Annotated in this window: 13 protein-coding genes and 1 tRNA gene; 11 read left to right on the plus strand and 3 right to left on the minus strand. The window is 73.5% G+C overall.

Annotated features, from left to right (window positions below; translation table 11 throughout):
- Window positions 1-230 precede the first annotated feature (230 nt).
- Window positions 231-1,715, minus strand: coding sequence for a potassium/proton antiporter (locus ACFY2K_RS28200; RefSeq protein ID WP_375892764.1), 1,485 nt, complete (start codon window positions 1,713-1,715; stop codon window positions 231-233).
- A 357-nt stretch (window positions 1,716-2,072) separates the two neighbouring features.
- On the opposite strand from ACFY2K_RS28200, the gene ACFY2K_RS28205 reads away from it, so the two are divergent.
- The gene (locus ACFY2K_RS28205; RefSeq protein WP_380524051.1) at window positions 2,073-4,793 is read left to right on the plus strand and encodes a penicillin acylase family protein; all 2,721 of its coding nucleotides are present in this window, start codon (window positions 2,073-2,075) and stop codon (window positions 4,791-4,793) included.
- 73 nt (window positions 4,794-4,866) lie between these two features.
- Here ACFY2K_RS28205 and ACFY2K_RS28210 read toward each other — a convergent pair whose 3' ends face one another.
- On the minus strand, window positions 4,867-5,457 hold the full coding sequence (locus ACFY2K_RS28210) for a 5-formyltetrahydrofolate cyclo-ligase (RefSeq protein WP_380397549.1): 591 nt from the start codon (window positions 5,455-5,457) through the stop codon (window positions 4,867-4,869).
- A gap of 61 nt (window positions 5,458-5,518) precedes the next feature.
- On the opposite strand from ACFY2K_RS28210, the gene ACFY2K_RS28215 reads away from it, so the two are divergent.
- The 10 genes from ACFY2K_RS28215 to ACFY2K_RS28260 all read left to right on the plus strand — a co-directional run bounded on the left by ACFY2K_RS28215 (window position 5,519) and on the right by ACFY2K_RS28260 (window position 15,153).
- Window positions 5,519-6,424 carry a GGDEF domain-containing protein gene (locus ACFY2K_RS28215; RefSeq protein WP_375892758.1) on the plus strand — a complete coding sequence of 302 codons (906 nt, stop codon included), beginning with the start codon at window positions 5,519-5,521 and terminating at the stop codon, window positions 6,422-6,424.
- 51 nt (window positions 6,425-6,475) lie between these two features.
- On the plus strand, window positions 6,476-7,396 hold the full coding sequence (gene galU / locus ACFY2K_RS28220) for a UTP--glucose-1-phosphate uridylyltransferase GalU (RefSeq protein ID WP_270144670.1): 921 nt from the start codon (window positions 6,476-6,478) through the stop codon (window positions 7,394-7,396).
- Between the two features lie 27 nt (window positions 7,397-7,423).
- The gene (glp, locus tag ACFY2K_RS28225; RefSeq protein WP_387715104.1) at window positions 7,424-8,758 is read left to right on the plus strand and encodes a gephyrin-like molybdotransferase Glp; all 1,335 of its coding nucleotides are present in this window, start codon (window positions 7,424-7,426) and stop codon (window positions 8,756-8,758) included.
- 161 nt (window positions 8,759-8,919) lie between these two features.
- On the plus strand, window positions 8,920-9,360 hold the full coding sequence (gene moaC / locus ACFY2K_RS28230) for a cyclic pyranopterin monophosphate synthase MoaC (protein WP_380524111.1): 441 nt from the start codon (window positions 8,920-8,922) through the stop codon (window positions 9,358-9,360).
- A gap of 73 nt (window positions 9,361-9,433) precedes the next feature.
- Entirely contained in the window at window positions 9,434-9,952 is a 519-nt protein-coding gene (locus ACFY2K_RS28235) for a molybdenum cofactor biosynthesis protein B (protein WP_375892755.1), read from the plus strand.
- 38 nt (window positions 9,953-9,990) lie between these two features.
- Entirely contained in the window at window positions 9,991-10,575 is a 585-nt protein-coding gene (locus tag ACFY2K_RS28240) for a GNAT family N-acetyltransferase (protein ID WP_387715108.1), read from the plus strand.
- Window positions 10,576-10,725: 150 nt separating this feature from the next.
- Window positions 10,726-11,730, plus strand: coding sequence for a hypothetical protein (locus tag ACFY2K_RS28245; RefSeq protein ID WP_387715111.1), 1,005 nt, complete (start codon window positions 10,726-10,728; stop codon window positions 11,728-11,730).
- Between the two features lie 72 nt (window positions 11,731-11,802).
- A tRNA-Ala gene (locus tag ACFY2K_RS28250) sits at window positions 11,803-11,876 on the plus strand.
- Window positions 11,877-12,230: 354 nt separating this feature from the next.
- Window positions 12,231-13,490 (plus strand): glycosyltransferase 87 family protein, encoded by a 1,260-nt coding sequence (locus ACFY2K_RS28255; RefSeq protein ID WP_387715114.1) that lies wholly within the window; start codon window positions 12,231-12,233, stop codon window positions 13,488-13,490.
- Between the two features lie 40 nt (window positions 13,491-13,530).
- Entirely contained in the window at window positions 13,531-15,153 is a 1,623-nt protein-coding gene (locus tag ACFY2K_RS28260; RefSeq protein ID WP_380524040.1) for a DUF2079 domain-containing protein, read from the plus strand.
- An 11-nt stretch (window positions 15,154-15,164) separates the two neighbouring features.
- Here ACFY2K_RS28260 and ACFY2K_RS28265 read toward each other — a convergent pair whose 3' ends face one another.
- Entirely contained in the window at window positions 15,165-15,641 is a 477-nt protein-coding gene (locus tag ACFY2K_RS28265; RefSeq protein WP_387715117.1) for a universal stress protein, read from the minus strand.
- Window positions 15,642-15,678: the final 37 nt, after the last annotated feature.

A 15,678-nucleotide genomic window follows, 5' to 3' on the forward strand; every position in this document is an offset into this window, starting at 1 on the left:
GGGTAGATACCGGGCCGGCCGGGCCTGGTGGGCCGGGGCCGGACCGCGGCCGCCGAGCGGTCGCGCCAACTCTGCGTCAGGCAGATGCTGGGGGTGTTCTAACGGTAGTCATACGGCGTGGTCGTACCACCATACAGTTACGCGCGTAGATCCCGCCAGACCACCCAGGCCACCCGAGCCACCCGGGCCCCTCAGGCCTTTCAGGTCACCCGAGCCACCCCGGCGGCGCCTCAGCGCCCGTTCAGCCACCCCGCCAGCTTGCCGCCCTTGTCCACGGCCCGCAGCCGCCGCTCGGCCGCCTCGCCGACCTCGTCCGTGGTGACCACCAGCAGCTCGTCCCCGCCGCGCAGCATCGTCGCCTTGTCCGGCACGAAGGAGCTGCCGTCCCGTACGACCAGGGTGACCGCCGCCCCCTTGGGCAGCCGCAGCTCGCTGACCTCCACGCCGGACATCTTGGAGGTCGGCGACAGCGTGACCGAGAGCAGGTGCCCGTGCAGCTTCTCCAGTGGCGCGGACTCGATGTCGAGGTCCTGGCCCATGGCGCCCTCGCCGATCCGCAGCCGCTTGGCCATCCAGGGCAGGGTCGGGCCCTGGAGCAGGGTGAAGACCACGACCAGGATGAAGACGATGTTGAACACGTCGTCGGCCTTGTGCGCCCCGGAGACCACCGGGATGGTGGCGAGGACGATGGGCACCGCCCCGCGCAGTCCGGCCCAGCTCAGCAGTGCCTGCTCGCGGACGGGCACCTTGAACGGGGTGAGCGTGAGCACCACGGACAGCGGCCGGGCGAGGAAGACCAGCACCCCGCCGACCACCAGCGCGGGGACCACCGCGTCGCCCATGGTCTCGGGCGAGGCGAGCAGTCCGAGCAGCACGAACATCCCGATCTGCCCGATCCAGGCGAGCCCGTCGGCGAAGCCGCGGACGGCCGGGCCGTGCGGCAGCTTGGAGTTCCCGAGGATCACCGCGCTGATGTAGACGGCGAGGAAGCCGGAGCCGTGCAGCAGCGCGCCGCCGGCGTAGGCGAGCACGGTCAGGGCGACCACGGCGATCGGGTACAGGCCGGAGGACGGCAGGGCGACGTGCTTGACGGCGAACGCGCCGAGCTTGCCGACGGCCAGGCCCACCGCGGCGCCGATCGCCAGTTCGGCGGCGATCGTGGCGAGCAGCATGTACCAGGAGTCCAGCTCGCCGGTGGAGGCGAAGGCGACGACCAGGATGACCACGGGCGCGTCGTTGAAGCCGGACTCGGCCTCCAGCAGGCCGGTGAGCCGGTGCGGCAGCGGGACCATCCGCAGCACCGAGAAGACGGCGGCGGCGTCGGTGGAGGAGACGATCGCGCCGAGCAGCAGCGAGGTGCGCCAGTCCAGGCCGACCAGCCAGTGCGCGCCGGCCGCGGTGACGAAGACGCTGACACCGACGCCGACGGTGGCCAGGACGGTGGCCGCCGGCATGGCGGGTCTGACCTCGCGCCAACTGGTCTTGAGGCCGCCCTCGGCGAGGATCACCACGAGTGCCGCGTAGCCGAGCACCTGGGTCAGTTCGGCGTTGTTGAAGGTGACGCCGATCCCGTTCTGGCCCAGTGCCACGCCGATCCCGAGGTAGATCAGCAGACTGGGCAGCCCTGATCGGGTCGAGAACCGGACGGCGACCACTGCGAAGAGCAGGATCACGGAGGCTTCGAGCAGGAGCTGGTTCAGGTGGGCGACGTTCACGCAGTGGCACCTCGGGCAGGCATGGGCGGGCGGGGTGTCAGGTGGTGCCGGGCCGGGCGGTGCCGGACCGTCGACCCGTTAAGAAGTCGTCAATGCTCCTGTTGCGGATCGTTACTCAGTCTAACATTTTGCCATATCTTTAGTTTCATTGCCTACTTCCTTCCTCGTCGCGCCCGCCGTGCGTGCCCTCGGGGCGCCCACCGGCCCCTTCCGGGCCGCCCGTTGACCGCCTCCGATCCCGCCGGGAGCGTCCCCCGTGCACGCCGGCCGTCCGACTCGGCCTAATGTGGTGCCCTGTCACGGCCCCAGGCCCTGGACACGCCCGCCCGCCCCGAAGTCAGGACCGCAAGGACCCAGATGCCCCGCTCGAAGAAGTTCCGGCGCGCCCGTCTGATCGTGATCGTGCTGGTCGTGCTGCTGGTGGCCGGTGTCGGCTACGGCGGCTACCGCGGGGTCACCGCGGTCCGCGCCTCCTTCCCGGAGGTGGACGGCACGGTCAAGGTGGCGGGCCTGAGCGCGCCGGTCGACGTCAAGCGCGACGCCAACGGCATCCCGCAGCTGTACGCGGACACCAGCGAGGACCTGTTCCGCGCCCAGGGCTACGTCCAGGCCCAGGACCGCTTCTGGGAGATGGACGTCCGGCGGCACATCACCGCGGGCCGGCTGTCCGAGATGTTCGGCGACGGCCAGGTCGACACCGACTCCTTCATCCGCACCATGGGCTGGCGGCAGGTGGCGCAGAAGGAGTACGACACCAAGCTCTCGCCGGAGACCAAGAAGTACCTCCAGGCCTACGCGGACGGCGTGAACGCCTGGCTCGCCGAGCACCCCGGCGGGGAGAAGGCCTCGCTGGAGTACGCCATGCTCGGCGCGGTCAACAGCGGCTACAAGCCCGAGCAGTGGACCCCGGTCGACTCGGTGGCCTGGCTCAAGGCGATGGCCTGGAACCTCTCCGGGAACCTCCAGGAGGAGATCGACCGCTCGCTGCTGGCCCAGGACTTCGGCCCGGACAAGATCGCCGAGCTGTACCCGGACTACCCGTACGCCCGCAACGGCACGATCGTGAAGACCGGCACCGTCAACGGCGACACCTACCGCCCGGCCGACGGCTCGGCCCCGTCCGGCGCCGCCCCCGGCGCGGGCACCGCCCAGGGCGCGGCCACCACCAAGGCGCTGCTGCAGGGCCTCACCGACCGGATCGACGGGATGCCGCAGCTGCTCGGCCGCCCCGGCCAGGGCATCGGTTCCAACTCCTGGGTGGTCGCCGGCTCGCACACCACCACCGGCAAGCCGCTGCTGGCCAACGACCCGCACCTCGGCCCCGGCCTGCCCTCGGTCTGGTACCAGATGGGCCTGCACTGCCGGACCGCCTCGCCGGCCTGCCAGTTCGACGTCACCGGGTTCACCTTCGCCGGCATGCCCGGCGTGGTGATCGGCCACAACAAGGACGTCTCCTGGGGCTTCACCAACCTGGGCGCCGACGTGACCGACCTCTACCTGGAGAAGGTCACCGGCCCGGACACCTACCAGGTGGACGGTAAGGACGAGAAGTTCGACCTCCGCAAGGAGACCATCAAGGTCGCCGGCGGCGAGGACCGCACCATCACCGTCCGCACCACCCGCACCGGCGCCCCGCTCATCTCGGACGTCAGCACCGAGCAGCAGAACGTCGGCAAGTACGCCCCCAACGGCAGCTCCGCCCCCGACCGCGGCACCGGCGGCTACGGCGTCGCCCTGCAGTGGACGGCGCTGAGCCCGGGCAGGACCATGGACGCGGTCTTCGAACTGGACCGGGCCCGCAACTGGGACGAGTTCCGCGCCGCCGCCAAGGACTTCGCCGTCCCCGCGCAGAACCTGATCTACGCCGACAGCAAGAACATCGGCTACCAGGCCCCGGGCGTCATCCCGGTGCGCGGCAAGGGCGACGGCTCGATGCCGGCCCCGGGCTGGGACTCCTCGTACCAGTGGAAGCCGGACCCGGTCCCCTTCACCGCCCTGCCGTACAGCCTCAACCCGGCGGCCGGCTACATCGTCACCGCCAACCAGGCCGTGGTGGACCCGAGCTACAAGTACAGCCTCACCAAGGACTGGGAGTACGGCACCCGGGCCAAGGAGATCACCGACCAGATCGAGGGCCTGCTCAAGAACAACGGCAAGATCTCGCCGGACGACATGCAGACCCTCCAGCTGGACAACACCAGCATCATGGCCAAGACGCTGGTCCCGCTGCTGCTCAAGCAGCGGATCGACGACCCCTACGTGCGCGAGGCCCAGGACCTGCTCAAGGACTGGAACTTCCACCAGGACGCCGACTCGGCCGCCGCCGCCTACTACAACGGCGTCTGGCGCAACCTGCTCAGCCTGGCCTTCGGGCAGAAGTTCCCGGCCGACATCCGGGCCAAGGACAACTGCCTGCTGGTGCGCCAGCAGGACGACCCGACCAAGCCGGACAGCTCCAGCAAGATCGTCACCCAGTGCGGCACCCGCGACCCGAGCAAGGCCCAGCCGGACGGCGGCGACCGCTGGACCGAGGTCGTGCGCACCCAGCTCGACAAGCCCGACAGCTCCTGGTGGACGTACATCGACTCCGACCACAAGGAGCAGAAGGGCCTGGACAACCTGCTCAAGGAGGCGATGAAGAACGCCCGGCAGGACCTGACCTCGCTGCTCGGCAAGGACATCTCCACCTGGAGCTGGGGCCGCCTGCACAAGCTGGAGCTGCGCGAGCAGACCCTCGGCACCGACAACTCCTCGATCGCCTCCGGCCTCGTCCACAAGCTGCTCAACCGCGGCCCGTACCGCCTCTCCGGCGGCTCGGCGGCGGTCGACGCGGCCGGCTGGAACGCGGCGGCGGGCTACCAGGTGGACTGGATCCCGTCGATGCGGATGGTGGTCGACCTGAACGACCTGGACTCCTCGCGCTGGGTCAACGTCGGCGGCGCCTCGGGCCACGCCTTCCACCAGAACTACAACGACCAGACCGACCTCTGGCTCAAGGGCAAGCTGCTGACCTGGGCCTACACGCCGGACGCGGTCGAGAAGGCCACCAAGCACAAGCTGGTGCTCACCACGGGCTGAGGCCCGTCCCGAGCCCGCGCGGCCCCGCCCTCCTCCCCGGGAGAGCGGGGCCGCCGCCGTCCCGGCCGCCGCCTCAGCCGCCGCCGTCCCGGCCGAGCGCCCGCACCCCGGAGGGCGTGACCGCGAGGTCCACCGGCAGGTCGTGCGGCTCGGCCGGCACCCGCTCCAGCAGCTCGTGCTCGTACAGCAGCACCGCCAGGACCGGCCGCGCCCCGGCCCGCTCCAGCCGGGCCAGCACCCGGTCGTAGCTGCCCCCGCCGCGGCCCAGCCGCAGCCCGGCGGCGTCCACCGCCAGGCCCGGCAGCAGCACCACCGAGGCCCCCGTGACGGCCTCCGGCCCGAGCCGCGGCCCGACCGGCTCCAGCAGCCCGCGCCCGGCCGCGGCCAGCGCCGCCGGCCCCGCGTACTCGGCCCAGTCCAGGTCGTTGTCGGGCAGCAGCACCGGCAGCAGCACCCGGACGCCGCTCTCCCGCAGCGCGTCCAGCAGCGGACGCGTCCCGGGCTCCGCGCCCACCGACACGTACGCGGCCACCGTGCTGCCCGGCGCGGCCAGTTCCCGCGCGTGTCCGGCCAGCGCGAGTGCCGCCCGCGCGCGCCCCTCGGCGGTGAGTGCGCGGCGCCGCGTCAACAGCCGTGTCCTCAGGTCGCTCTTCTCGTTGTGCACCGGATCCTCCACGTCCGAAAACCGTGACGCGCAGAGCCTGACACGCGAAAGGGCGCCCCGATTGTCCACCCCGTTGCTGGTCCAGGCCCTGGCCGCGCTGAGCGCCCCCGCGCTGGCCGGCGCCACCGTGCTCGGACTGCGCGCGCGCCGGGAGCGGGCCGGGGCGGCCGCCGACCGGGAACGGCTGACCGGCCGGATCGCCGAACTGGAGGAGCGCTGCGCCGAGCTGGAGCGGACCGCCTCCTGCGACCCGCTCACCGGCGTCTGGAACTACCGCCACCTGCAGCTCACCCTGGACCGGGAGATCGAACGGGCCCGCCGCGCCGAGCACACCGGCCAGGCCGAGGGCCCGCGCCCGCTGGCCGTCCTGCTGCTGGAGATCGCCGGCTTCGACGCGGTGCTCGCCGAGCACGGCCGGGCCCGCGGCAACGCGATACTGCGCGACCTCGCCCAGCGGCTCGCCATGGAGATCCGCCGCGCCGACACCCTGGGCCGCTACAGCGGCGAGGAGTTCCTGGTGGTGCTCCCGGACACCGGCGCCGAGGGCGCCGCGCAGGTCGCCGAGCGGCTGGTCTGGTCGGTGCGCCGGCACCTGCTGCTCGACTGGTCCTCCGGCACCCGGGCGCCCCGTCCGGCAGGGGGCAACGGCCTGACCGCCGCCGTCGGCATCGCCGTGCTCCCCGAGGACGGCGCCCACGCGGCCGTCCTGCTGCGCTCCGCCGACGGGGCCCTGGCCGCCGCCCGCCGCGCCGGCGGCGACTGCTGGCGGCTGGCGCCGGGCCCCGGCCGCCCCGCCGGGCCCCGTGAGCAGCCCGCATCCGGGCCGGAGCGGGCGCCGACTCCCGAACGTGACCGTTCGGAAAAGCCGGGTAGTCTGTCGGCCTGTACCGGAGGGGACCCCCTGGCCCAGCCGGTCGCTTCCCATACGCCCGCCACCGTGGCCGTGCCCCGGGACGTGCTGTCCTAGCCGCCCGACCGCGCTCGGCCGGGCGAAAACGTGCCTGAGTAAGGTAAACGCATGACGACGACCACCTCCCGTATTCCGGTAACCAAGGCCGTGGTACCCGCGGCCGGACTGGGCACCCGCTTCCTCCCGGCGACCAAGGCCACCCCGAAGGAGATGCTGCCCGTCGTCGACAAGCCGGCCATCCAGTACGTCGTCGAGGAGGCCTCCGCCGCCGGCCTCTCCGACATACTGATGGTCACCGGCCGCAACAAGCGCGCGCTGGAGGACCACTTCGACCGCGCCTACGAGCTGGAGGAGCTCCTCGTCCGCAAGGGCGACGAGGACCGCCTGCGCCGGGTCCGCGAGTCCGTCGAGCTGGCCAACATGCACTACGTCCGCCAGGGCGACCCGAAGGGCCTCGGCCACGCCGTCTCCGTCGCGGAGCAGCACGTCGCCGGCCAGCCCTTCGCCGTCCTGCTCGGCGACGACCTGATCGACCCGCGCGACCCGCTGCTCGCCCGCATGATCGAGGTGCAGCAGGAGCTCGGCGGCTCGGTCGTCGCCCTCATGGAGGTCGACCCCTCCCAGATCCACCTCTACGGCTGCGCGGCCGTCAAGGCGAACGGCTTCGGCGAGGACGTCTTCCAGGTGACCGACCTGGTCGAGAAGCCCGAGCCGGGCGAGGCGCCCTCCAACTACGCCGTCATCGGCCGCTACGTCCTCGACCCGCTGGTCTTCGACGTGCTGCGCGAGACCCCGCCCGGCCGCGGCGGCGAGATCCAGCTCACCGACGCCCTGCGCGAGCTGACCACCCGCGACGCCGAGGCCGGCGGCCAGGTGCACGGCGTGCTCTTCAAGGGCCGCCGCTACGACACCGGCGACCGCGCCGACTACCTGCGCGCTATCGTCCGACTGGCCGCCGAACGCGAGGACCTGGGCCCGGAGTTCCGCTCCTGGCTGCGGGAGTTCGTCGGTTCCGAGCTGCAGGACTGATCTCACGACACAGAGAGCGAGCCGCCGATGACCCGGTCCACGGAGCACACCACCACCCCCGCAGCCTGCTGCGACGGGTCCGCGGACCGGGCACCGGCGGCTCCTCGCTTCTGGACGGTGGACGAGCACCGCGCCGACGTCCTGGCCGCGGTCGGCCCGCTGCCCGCGATCGAGCTCCAGCTGCTCGACGCCCAGGGCTGCCGACTGGAGGAGGACGTGGTCGCCGAGGGCGACCTGCCGCCCTTCGACAACAGCTCGATGGACGGCTACGCCGTCCGCACCGCCGACACCCGGGGCGCCACCGAGGCCTACCCCTCGGTGCTCGCCGTGGTCGGCGACATCGCGGCCGGCGCGGGCGACCTGCCCAAGGTCGGCCCCGGCCGGGCCGCCCGGATCATGACCGGCGCCCCGGTGCCGCCCGGCGCCCAGGCGGTCGCCCCGGTCGAGTGGACCGACGGCGGCACCGGCACCGGGACGGCCGCCGCCGCGATGACCGCGCCGGTGCCGGACGAGGAGGTCCGGGTGCTGCGCCCGGTCGCCGAGGGCGCCCACATCCGCCGCCGCGGCAGCGACGTCGCCGCCGGCACCACCGTCCTGGAGGCCGGCACCCGGCTCGGCCCCACCCAGCTCGGCCTGCTCGCCGCGATCGGCCGGGCCACCGTGAAGGTCCGCCCGCGGCCCCGGGTCGTGGTGCTCTCCACCGGCAGCGAGCTGGTCCAGCCCGGCGAGCCGGTCGGGCCCGGGCAGATCTCCGACTCCAACAGCTTCACCCTCACCGCGGCCGCCCAGGAGGCCGGCGCCATCGCCTTCCGGGTCGGTGCCGTCCCCGACGACGCCGACCGGCTGCGCGCCGTGCTGGAGGAGCAGCTCGGCCGGGCCGACCTGATCGTCACCAGCGGCGGGGTCAGCGTCGGCGCGTACGACGTGGTCAAGGAGGTCTTCGAGTCCTACGGGGGAGTCGACTTCCGCAAGCTGCGGATGCAGCCCGGCAAGCCCCAGGGCTTCGGCCGGATCGGCGGCGCGGCCGGGGTGCCGCTGCTCGCCCTGCCGGGCAACCCGGTGAGCGCCTACATCTCCTTCGAGCTCTTCGTCCGCCCGGTGATCCGCACCATGCTGGGCGCGACCGACGTCCACCGCCCGGTGGTGCGCGCGCTCTGCCCGTCCGCGCTGCGCTCCCCGGCCGGGCGCCGGCAGTTCCTGCGCGGCCGGTACGCGGCGGACGGCACCGTGCGGCCGGTGGGCGCCGCCGACTCGCACCTGGTCGGGGCGCTGGCCCGGGCGAACTGCCTGATCACCGTTCCCGAGGAGGTCACCGAGCTGCCCGCCGGCAGCGAGGTCGACGTGGTGCTGCTGGACTCCTGAGCGTTCCGCGGGCGGCGGGTCAGCAGCGCCCCGGGGCGAGCGGGCGGCGGCAGAGCGGTACGGTAGCGCGGTATTCGACCTGCGCGCCCCTGGAGTTACCCGTGACGACACCGAATCCCGGCGACCGCCTCACCCACGTCGACGACCGGGGCGCCGCCCGGATGGTCGACGTCTCCGAGAAGGCCGCCACCGCGCGCACCGCCGTCGCGGCCGGGCGGGTCAGGGTCTCGCCGCGGGTGGTGGCGCTGCTGCGCGGCGAGGGCGTGCCCAAGGGCGACGCCCTCGCGGTGGCCCGGATCGCCGGGATCATGGGCGCCAAGCGGACCCCGGACCTGATCCCGCTCTGCCACCCGATCGCGGTCTCCGGCGTCGAGGTCGACCTCACCGTCGGCGACGACGCGGTCGAGATCACCGCCACCGTGCGCACCGCCGACCGCACCGGTGTCGAGATGGAGGCGCTGACCTCGGTGACGGTCGCCGCGCTGACCGTGATCGACATGGTCAAGGCGGTCGACAAGGGCGCGAGCATCGAGTCCGTCCGGGTGCTCAGCAAGACCGGCGGCAAGAGCGGCGACTGGTTCGCGCCGGAGGTTTCGGCGTGAGCGAGCGGAGCGAGCGAGCCGTCAAGAGGTGCGGATGGGCGAATGCCCCTGCCGAGCGAAGCGAGGTGGGCGCATGAAGGCGCTCGCGGTGACGGTCTCCAACCGGGCCTCGGCCGGGGTGTACGAGGACAAGGGCGGCCCGCTGCTGGTGGCGGGTCTGACCGCGATGGGCTTCACCGTCGACGGCCCGCGGGTCGTCCCGGACGGCGAGCCGGTCGAGGCCGTCCTGCGCGAGGCCGTCGCCGCCGGCTACGACGTGGTGCTGACCACCGGCGGCACCGGCATCTCGCCGATGGACCTCACCCCCGAGATGACCGCCCGGGTGATCGACCGGCAGGTCCCCGGCATCGCCGAGGCCGTCCGCGCGTACGGCCGCGACAAGGTGCCGACCGCGGCGCTCTCCCGCGGGCTGTCCGGGCTCGCCGGACGTACCCTGATCGTCAACCTGCCGGGTTCGACCGGCGGCGTCAAGGACGGTCTGGCCGTCCTGGAGCCGCTGCTCGCGCACGCCGTCGACCAGCTCGGCGGCGGGGACCACCCCCGGCCCGACGCACCGGCTTCCGGGACCGAAGCATCGAGGAGAGGGCACTGAACGCCGGCTGGCCGGTAGAACTCCACGAGGGGGAGGTCGTGCTGCGCCCGATCCGGGCCCGCGACCAGCGCGAGTGGCAGGAGGTGAGCCGCCGCAACCGGGACTGGCTGCGGCGCTGGGAGGCCACCGTGCCGCCCGGCCCGGCCGGCCAGGCCGCCGGGCCCCGCCCGACCTACCGGCAGATGGTCCGCTTCCTGCGCGGCGAGGCCTCGGCGGGCCGGATGCTGCCCTTCGTGGTGCTCCACAAGGGCCAGCTGGTCGGCCAGTTGACCGTCGGCGGGATCACCTGGGGCTCGATGTGCTCGGCCAACGTCGGCTACTGGATCGACGAGGCGGTGGCCGGCCGGGGCATCATGCCGACGGCCGTGGCGCTGTCGGTGGACCACTGCTTCCACACCCTCGGACTGCACCGGATCGAGGTCTGCATCCGCCCGGAGAACGGCCCGAGCCGACGGGTGGTGGAAAAGCTCGGCTTCCGTGCGGAGGGAATGCGCCCGCGCTATCTCCACATCGACGGGGACTGGCGGGACCACCTGGTCTACGCCCTGACCGCCGAGGAGGTCCCGGAGGGGATGCTGGAACGCTGGCGGACGCTCAGTTCCGGCCGCGAGCCGCGTAATTGAATATTTGTTCGAAAGAAATATCGATATGGCATCGACGCGGTGGCGGACCGTCACAAACACCGGCAAAATAGTCGGAGAATCAGCTTGATCACACGACACGCCGCGCCAAATTGCTGCCGGGCCTTCCCCGTCGCCCGTACGGTGTGAATCGTGAGCAGTAGCGGCCTTATCTACGCCGTCATCGTAGGGGCCTGGGCCGCCTATCTGGTGCCCATGTGGCTCCGCAGGCAGGACGAACTCAACGAGGCGCGCCCGACGGAACGCTTCAGCACCGCCATCCGCCTGCTGGCCGGGCGTTCGGCGCTGGAGCGACGGGCAGCCCGGGCCCTGGGTGACGAATCGCGTGACGACGAGCACAGCAGCGACGGCCCCCCCGAGCGGGACGCGGCCGACTCCGGCGACCCCGCCGTGCGGGAGCCCGAACCACCGGTGGAGCGGCCGGCCGAACGGCCGGCCCCGGTGCGGCAGGTCGGGTCCGAGCGCCGGGCGCTGCTGCTGGCCCGTCGGCGCCGGATGGTCACCGCCCTCTTCCTGGCCTTCGCGCTCGGCGCGGTGGTCGCCGCGGTGGCGGGCCTGGCCTTCCTCTGGGTCCCGGCCGTGCCGGCGGTCCTGCTCACCCTCTACATCGGCCACCTGCGCAAGTTGGAGCGCCAGCGGTACGAGGTGAAGCTGGACCGCGACCGGGCCGCCCAGGCGGCCGAGCGGCTGCGCCAGCGCGAGCGGCAGCGCGCCGAGGACCCGGCGGACGACCGGCCGACGGTCGAGGCGCCCGCCCCGGACGACGACGCCCCGCCCGCGCCCGCCGGGCACCGCTCCGGCCGCCGTCCGCACCTGCGGCTGGCCGCCGATCCGGAGCAGGCCACCGTCGCGGTGCCCTCCGCCTCCGCGGTGGCCGAGGCGACCGAGCACGAGGAGTGGGTCGACGGCATGCGCGAGCGCGGTGCGGCCGGCCCCGACTCCTGGGAGCCGGTGCCCGTCCCGCTGCCGACCTACGTCACCGCGCCGGTCGCCCCCCGGGTCTCCCGCGGCCTGGACCTCTCGGCCCCCGGCACCTGGACCGCCGGCCGGCCCGCCGAGTCCCGCACCACCCCGCTGTTCGACCAGTACGCCGAAGCCCCGGCTCCGCAGTCCCGCCCCCGCGCGGCCAACGAATGACCGCCGTGACCGCCCCCGACCAGGGGGGTGGTCACGGACCCCCTCCGAAAGGTGCTAGAGTTTCTTCTCGTTGGGGCTGTGGCGCAGTCCGGTAGCGCACCTCGTTCGCATCGAGGGGGTCAGGGGTTCGAATCCCCTCAGCTCCACCCAACGGACCGGTTCCGACCGGCCCAGCAGATCCCGCCGGGAGTTCAACTCCCGGCGGGATTTCGCGTTTTGACGCCCCGGAAGCCCCGGGCCGTCCGCTCCGTGACCGAGCTCACAGCGCCCCCGCCGGGCGGAATTCGTTGTGCTTCCGGGCCCAGGGGGCTCTCAGAGGGGTCGGTTATGGTGGGTGGGCCCAGACGGTGACGAGGGAACGATCTGGTCTATCTCAACGGGGTGCCATCGCGGTGCGCGAGTTCGGTCTGACACGGTGGACGCGACAGGCGGACCCGGAGGGGCCCGAGGGCGGCCCGGCGAGCGGAAGACCGAATTCCTGGACCATCGCGGCGGCCTGCGTGGCCGTGCTGTCGGTGGCGGCCTTGGTCCTCCAGCGCCACCTGCACGGGGCGAACATGGTCGACATGCTCGTCTACCGGGCCGAGGGCCAGGCCGTGGTCAACGGCGACGACCTGTACGCGATGCGGCTGCCCGGCTGGGACCTCCCGGCCACCTACCCGCCGTTCGCCGCGATGCTGTTCGTGCCGAGCACCTGGTTCGACGTGAGCCCGCTGCGGATCCTGGTGACGCTCGGCAACTACGCGCTGCTCGGCCTGGCCGTGCACCTGTCGCTCAAGCTGGCCGGCTGGCCCGCCCGGCGCTACCGGACGGCGGCCACCGTCCTCGTCGCCGGCCTCGCGGTCTGGCTGGAGCCGGTCTACACCACCTTCCAGTACGGCCAGGTCAACCTGGGCATCCTCTGCCTGGTGCTGTGGGACCTCACCCGTTCGGACCGCAGCCGGTCCAAGGGCGTGGGCATCGGCCTCGCCACCGCGATCAAGATCACCCCGGGGCTGTTCACCGTCTACCTGTTCCTGACCGGCCGGACCAGGGCCGCCCTGGTCTCCATCGCCACCTTCCTGGCGGCCGGCCTGGTCGGCTGGGCCGTGCTGCCGGACGCCTCGTACGGGTTCTGGGCCAAGTACCTGTGGGACCCGAGCCGGGTCGGCGTCACCGTGCTGGTCGACAACCAGTCGCTGCGCGGGGCCGTCTGCCGGCTGCTCGACGTCAACGACCCCGGCACGGTCGGGCTGATCGCCTCCGCGCTGGTCGCCACGCTCGGGCTCGGGGTGGCCGTGCTCGCCGGGCGCTCCGCCCGGGTGCTGCGCCGGGCCGACGCCTGGGGCGGCGTCTGCGCCGCCCTCACCGCGCTGCTGGTCTCGCCGATCAGCTGGACCCACCACTGGGTGTGGTGCCTCCCGCTGATCGCCCTGCTGGCCGCGGAGGCCCGCAGCGCCGGCCGGCGGGTGCTGCTCGGCGTGACGCTGGCGGTGTTCCTCTCCCACGTGATGTGGATCGTGCCGCACCGCTGGGGCCGCGGCGTCGCCTGGTACTGGCAGCTGCCCGGCTCGATCTACCCGCCGCTGGCGGTCGCCGTCCTGGTCGTCATCGGCCTGCGGCTGTACCGGGCCCGGCGGCAGGCCGTGGACGCCTCGGCCGGCGCCTGGGCGCTGCTCGGCGCCAAGCTCGACCACGACCCCGACGCCCGCAAGCACGACGACGCCCGCAAGCACGACGACGACCGCGACCGCGACCCCGCCCTGAGCAACCGGACCTGACGGACCGGACCTCACGGACCAGAGACGGACCAGAGCCGACGTGACCACCCAGACCGCGACCCCGCCGACGACCCGGGCCGCCGTACCCGCCGCCGCCCGCCGGGCCGCGGCCGTCCTGGGCCCGCCCGCCCGGCGCACCGTGCTGCTCAGCCTGCTGTGCTTCGCGGTGATGTGCGCCATCGGGATGCAGGGCTGGCTCTCCGTCTCGCTCGGCGGCTTCGACCTCGGCATCTTCGACCAGGGCGTGCGCGGCTACGCCCACTTCGGGCTGCCGGTCTCGACGCTGAAGTACTACCACCACGAGTTCCCGCCCGGGTTCTCGCTGCTCGGCGACCACTTCTCCCCGGTCCTGGCGCTGCTCGCGCCGCTGTACTGGATCTGGGACGACCCGCGCTCGCTGATCATCGGGCAGGCGCTGCTGTTCGCGCTCGGGGTGCCGCTGATCCGCCGGATCGCCGCGCACTCCTTCGCCGCCGCCGAGCCGCGCACCGCCCGTCGGGCCGCGGACCTGGCCGGGCTGGTCTACGCGCTCGGCTGGCCGCTGCTGGTCGCCTCCCGGGTCGGCTTCCACGAGGTGGCCTTCGCCGTCCCGCTGACCCTGCTGATGCTGGAGCGCGGCCTGGCCCGCCGCTACGGCACGGTGGTGCTCGCCGCGGTGCTGCTGTGCTGCACCAAGGAGGACCTCGGCCTGCTGGTCGGCGCGTACGGGCTGGTGCTGCTGCTGCGCACCCGCCGCACCGGGGACCGCGCGGGGCGCCTGACCGGACTGGGACTGCTGCTCGGCGGCCCCGTCGCCTCGGCGGTGGCGATCAAGTGGCTGATCCCGGCGATGGGCGGCGAGCCGGGCTACTACTGGAACTACAAGGCGCTCGGCGACGACGGCGGCCAGGCGGTCACCCACCTGCTGCACAACCCCTTCCTGCTGGTGCAGACCGCCTTCGACCAGCCGTTGAAGCCGCTGCTGCTGCTCTGGCTGTTCGGCACCGTGTTCCTGCTGCCGCTGCGCTCGGCGACCGTGCTGTGCCTGCTGCCGCTGCTGGCCGAACGGATCCTCTCCAGCAACCCCAACCACTGGTCGATCGCCCGGCACTACGACTCGATGCTCTGGCCGGTCCTGCTGACCGCGAGCCTCGAGGTGCTGGGCCGGCTGAGCGGCACCGGGCGGCCCGAGCGGACCCGGCGACGGGCCCGGCTGCTGGGCCTGGGCACGGTCGGGGTGGCGCTGGTGGCGGCGGTGCCGATCGGGCTGCTGCAACTGGCCGTACCGTCCTCCTGGGAGCCCAGGGCGAGCGAGGCCGCGCTGGTCCGGGCGGCCGCGCTGATCCCGGACGGCGCCTCGGTGGAGGCCGACAACCAGATCGCGCCGCGGCTGACCGCCAGGACGGACGTGGTGCTGGTGGACGGGACACCGCGCGGGCGCGAGTACGTGCTGACCCGCTCCGACAAGCGGTCCTTCCCCTTCAAGACCGACAAGGAGCAGGCCGACCGGATCCAGCTGCTGCTGGCGCACGGGTACCGGCAGCTCTGGGCCGAGGACGGGGTGGTGCTGCTGCACCGCGAGGGCGACCGGCCGATCCCGGGTGAGCACGTGCCGGGTCCGGGCAGCAAGCCGGTCCAGGACGAGGTGCCGTCCGACGTGGGGCACAACCTGTTCAAGGGCTGATCCGCGCGCCGTCACGGGCCGGTCCGCGCACCGTCCGCCCGGACGACGGCCACCGGGCAGGGCGCGTGGTGCAGGCAGTACTGGGCGACGGTGCCCAGCGGGGCGTCCGGCGGGGTGGAGTGGCCGCGGTTGCCGAGGACGAGCAGGGCGGCGCCTGCTGCGGCGGCGACCAGGGCGGGCCCGGGCGGCCCGGCCTTGAGCCGGCGGTCCAGCCGGAGCCCGCAGTCCAGCCGGAGCCCGCAGTCCATCCGGAGCCCGCAGTCGGCGGCCGCCTCGTCGAGGATCTCCGCGGCGCGGCGCTCCGGTTCGAAGCCGTCCAGGGCCGGCGGCACCAGGCCGTGCTCGCCGAACAGGCAGGGGAAGTCCCAGACCGCCACCGCCTCCAGCGGGCCGCCGGTGCGGCGGGCCAGGCGGGCCGCCCAGCGGACCGCGGCGCGGGCGGGGGCGGAGCCGTCCACGCCGACCACGATCCGGCCGCGCGGCTGCACCCTTCGATCGTAGACGCGGTCGAGGGCCGGCCGGAAG

Source organism: Kitasatospora sp. NPDC001309, from assembly GCF_042896295.1.
In the GTDB taxonomy this organism is placed as follows: Bacteria; Actinomycetota; Actinomycetes; order Streptomycetales; family Streptomycetaceae; genus Kitasatospora.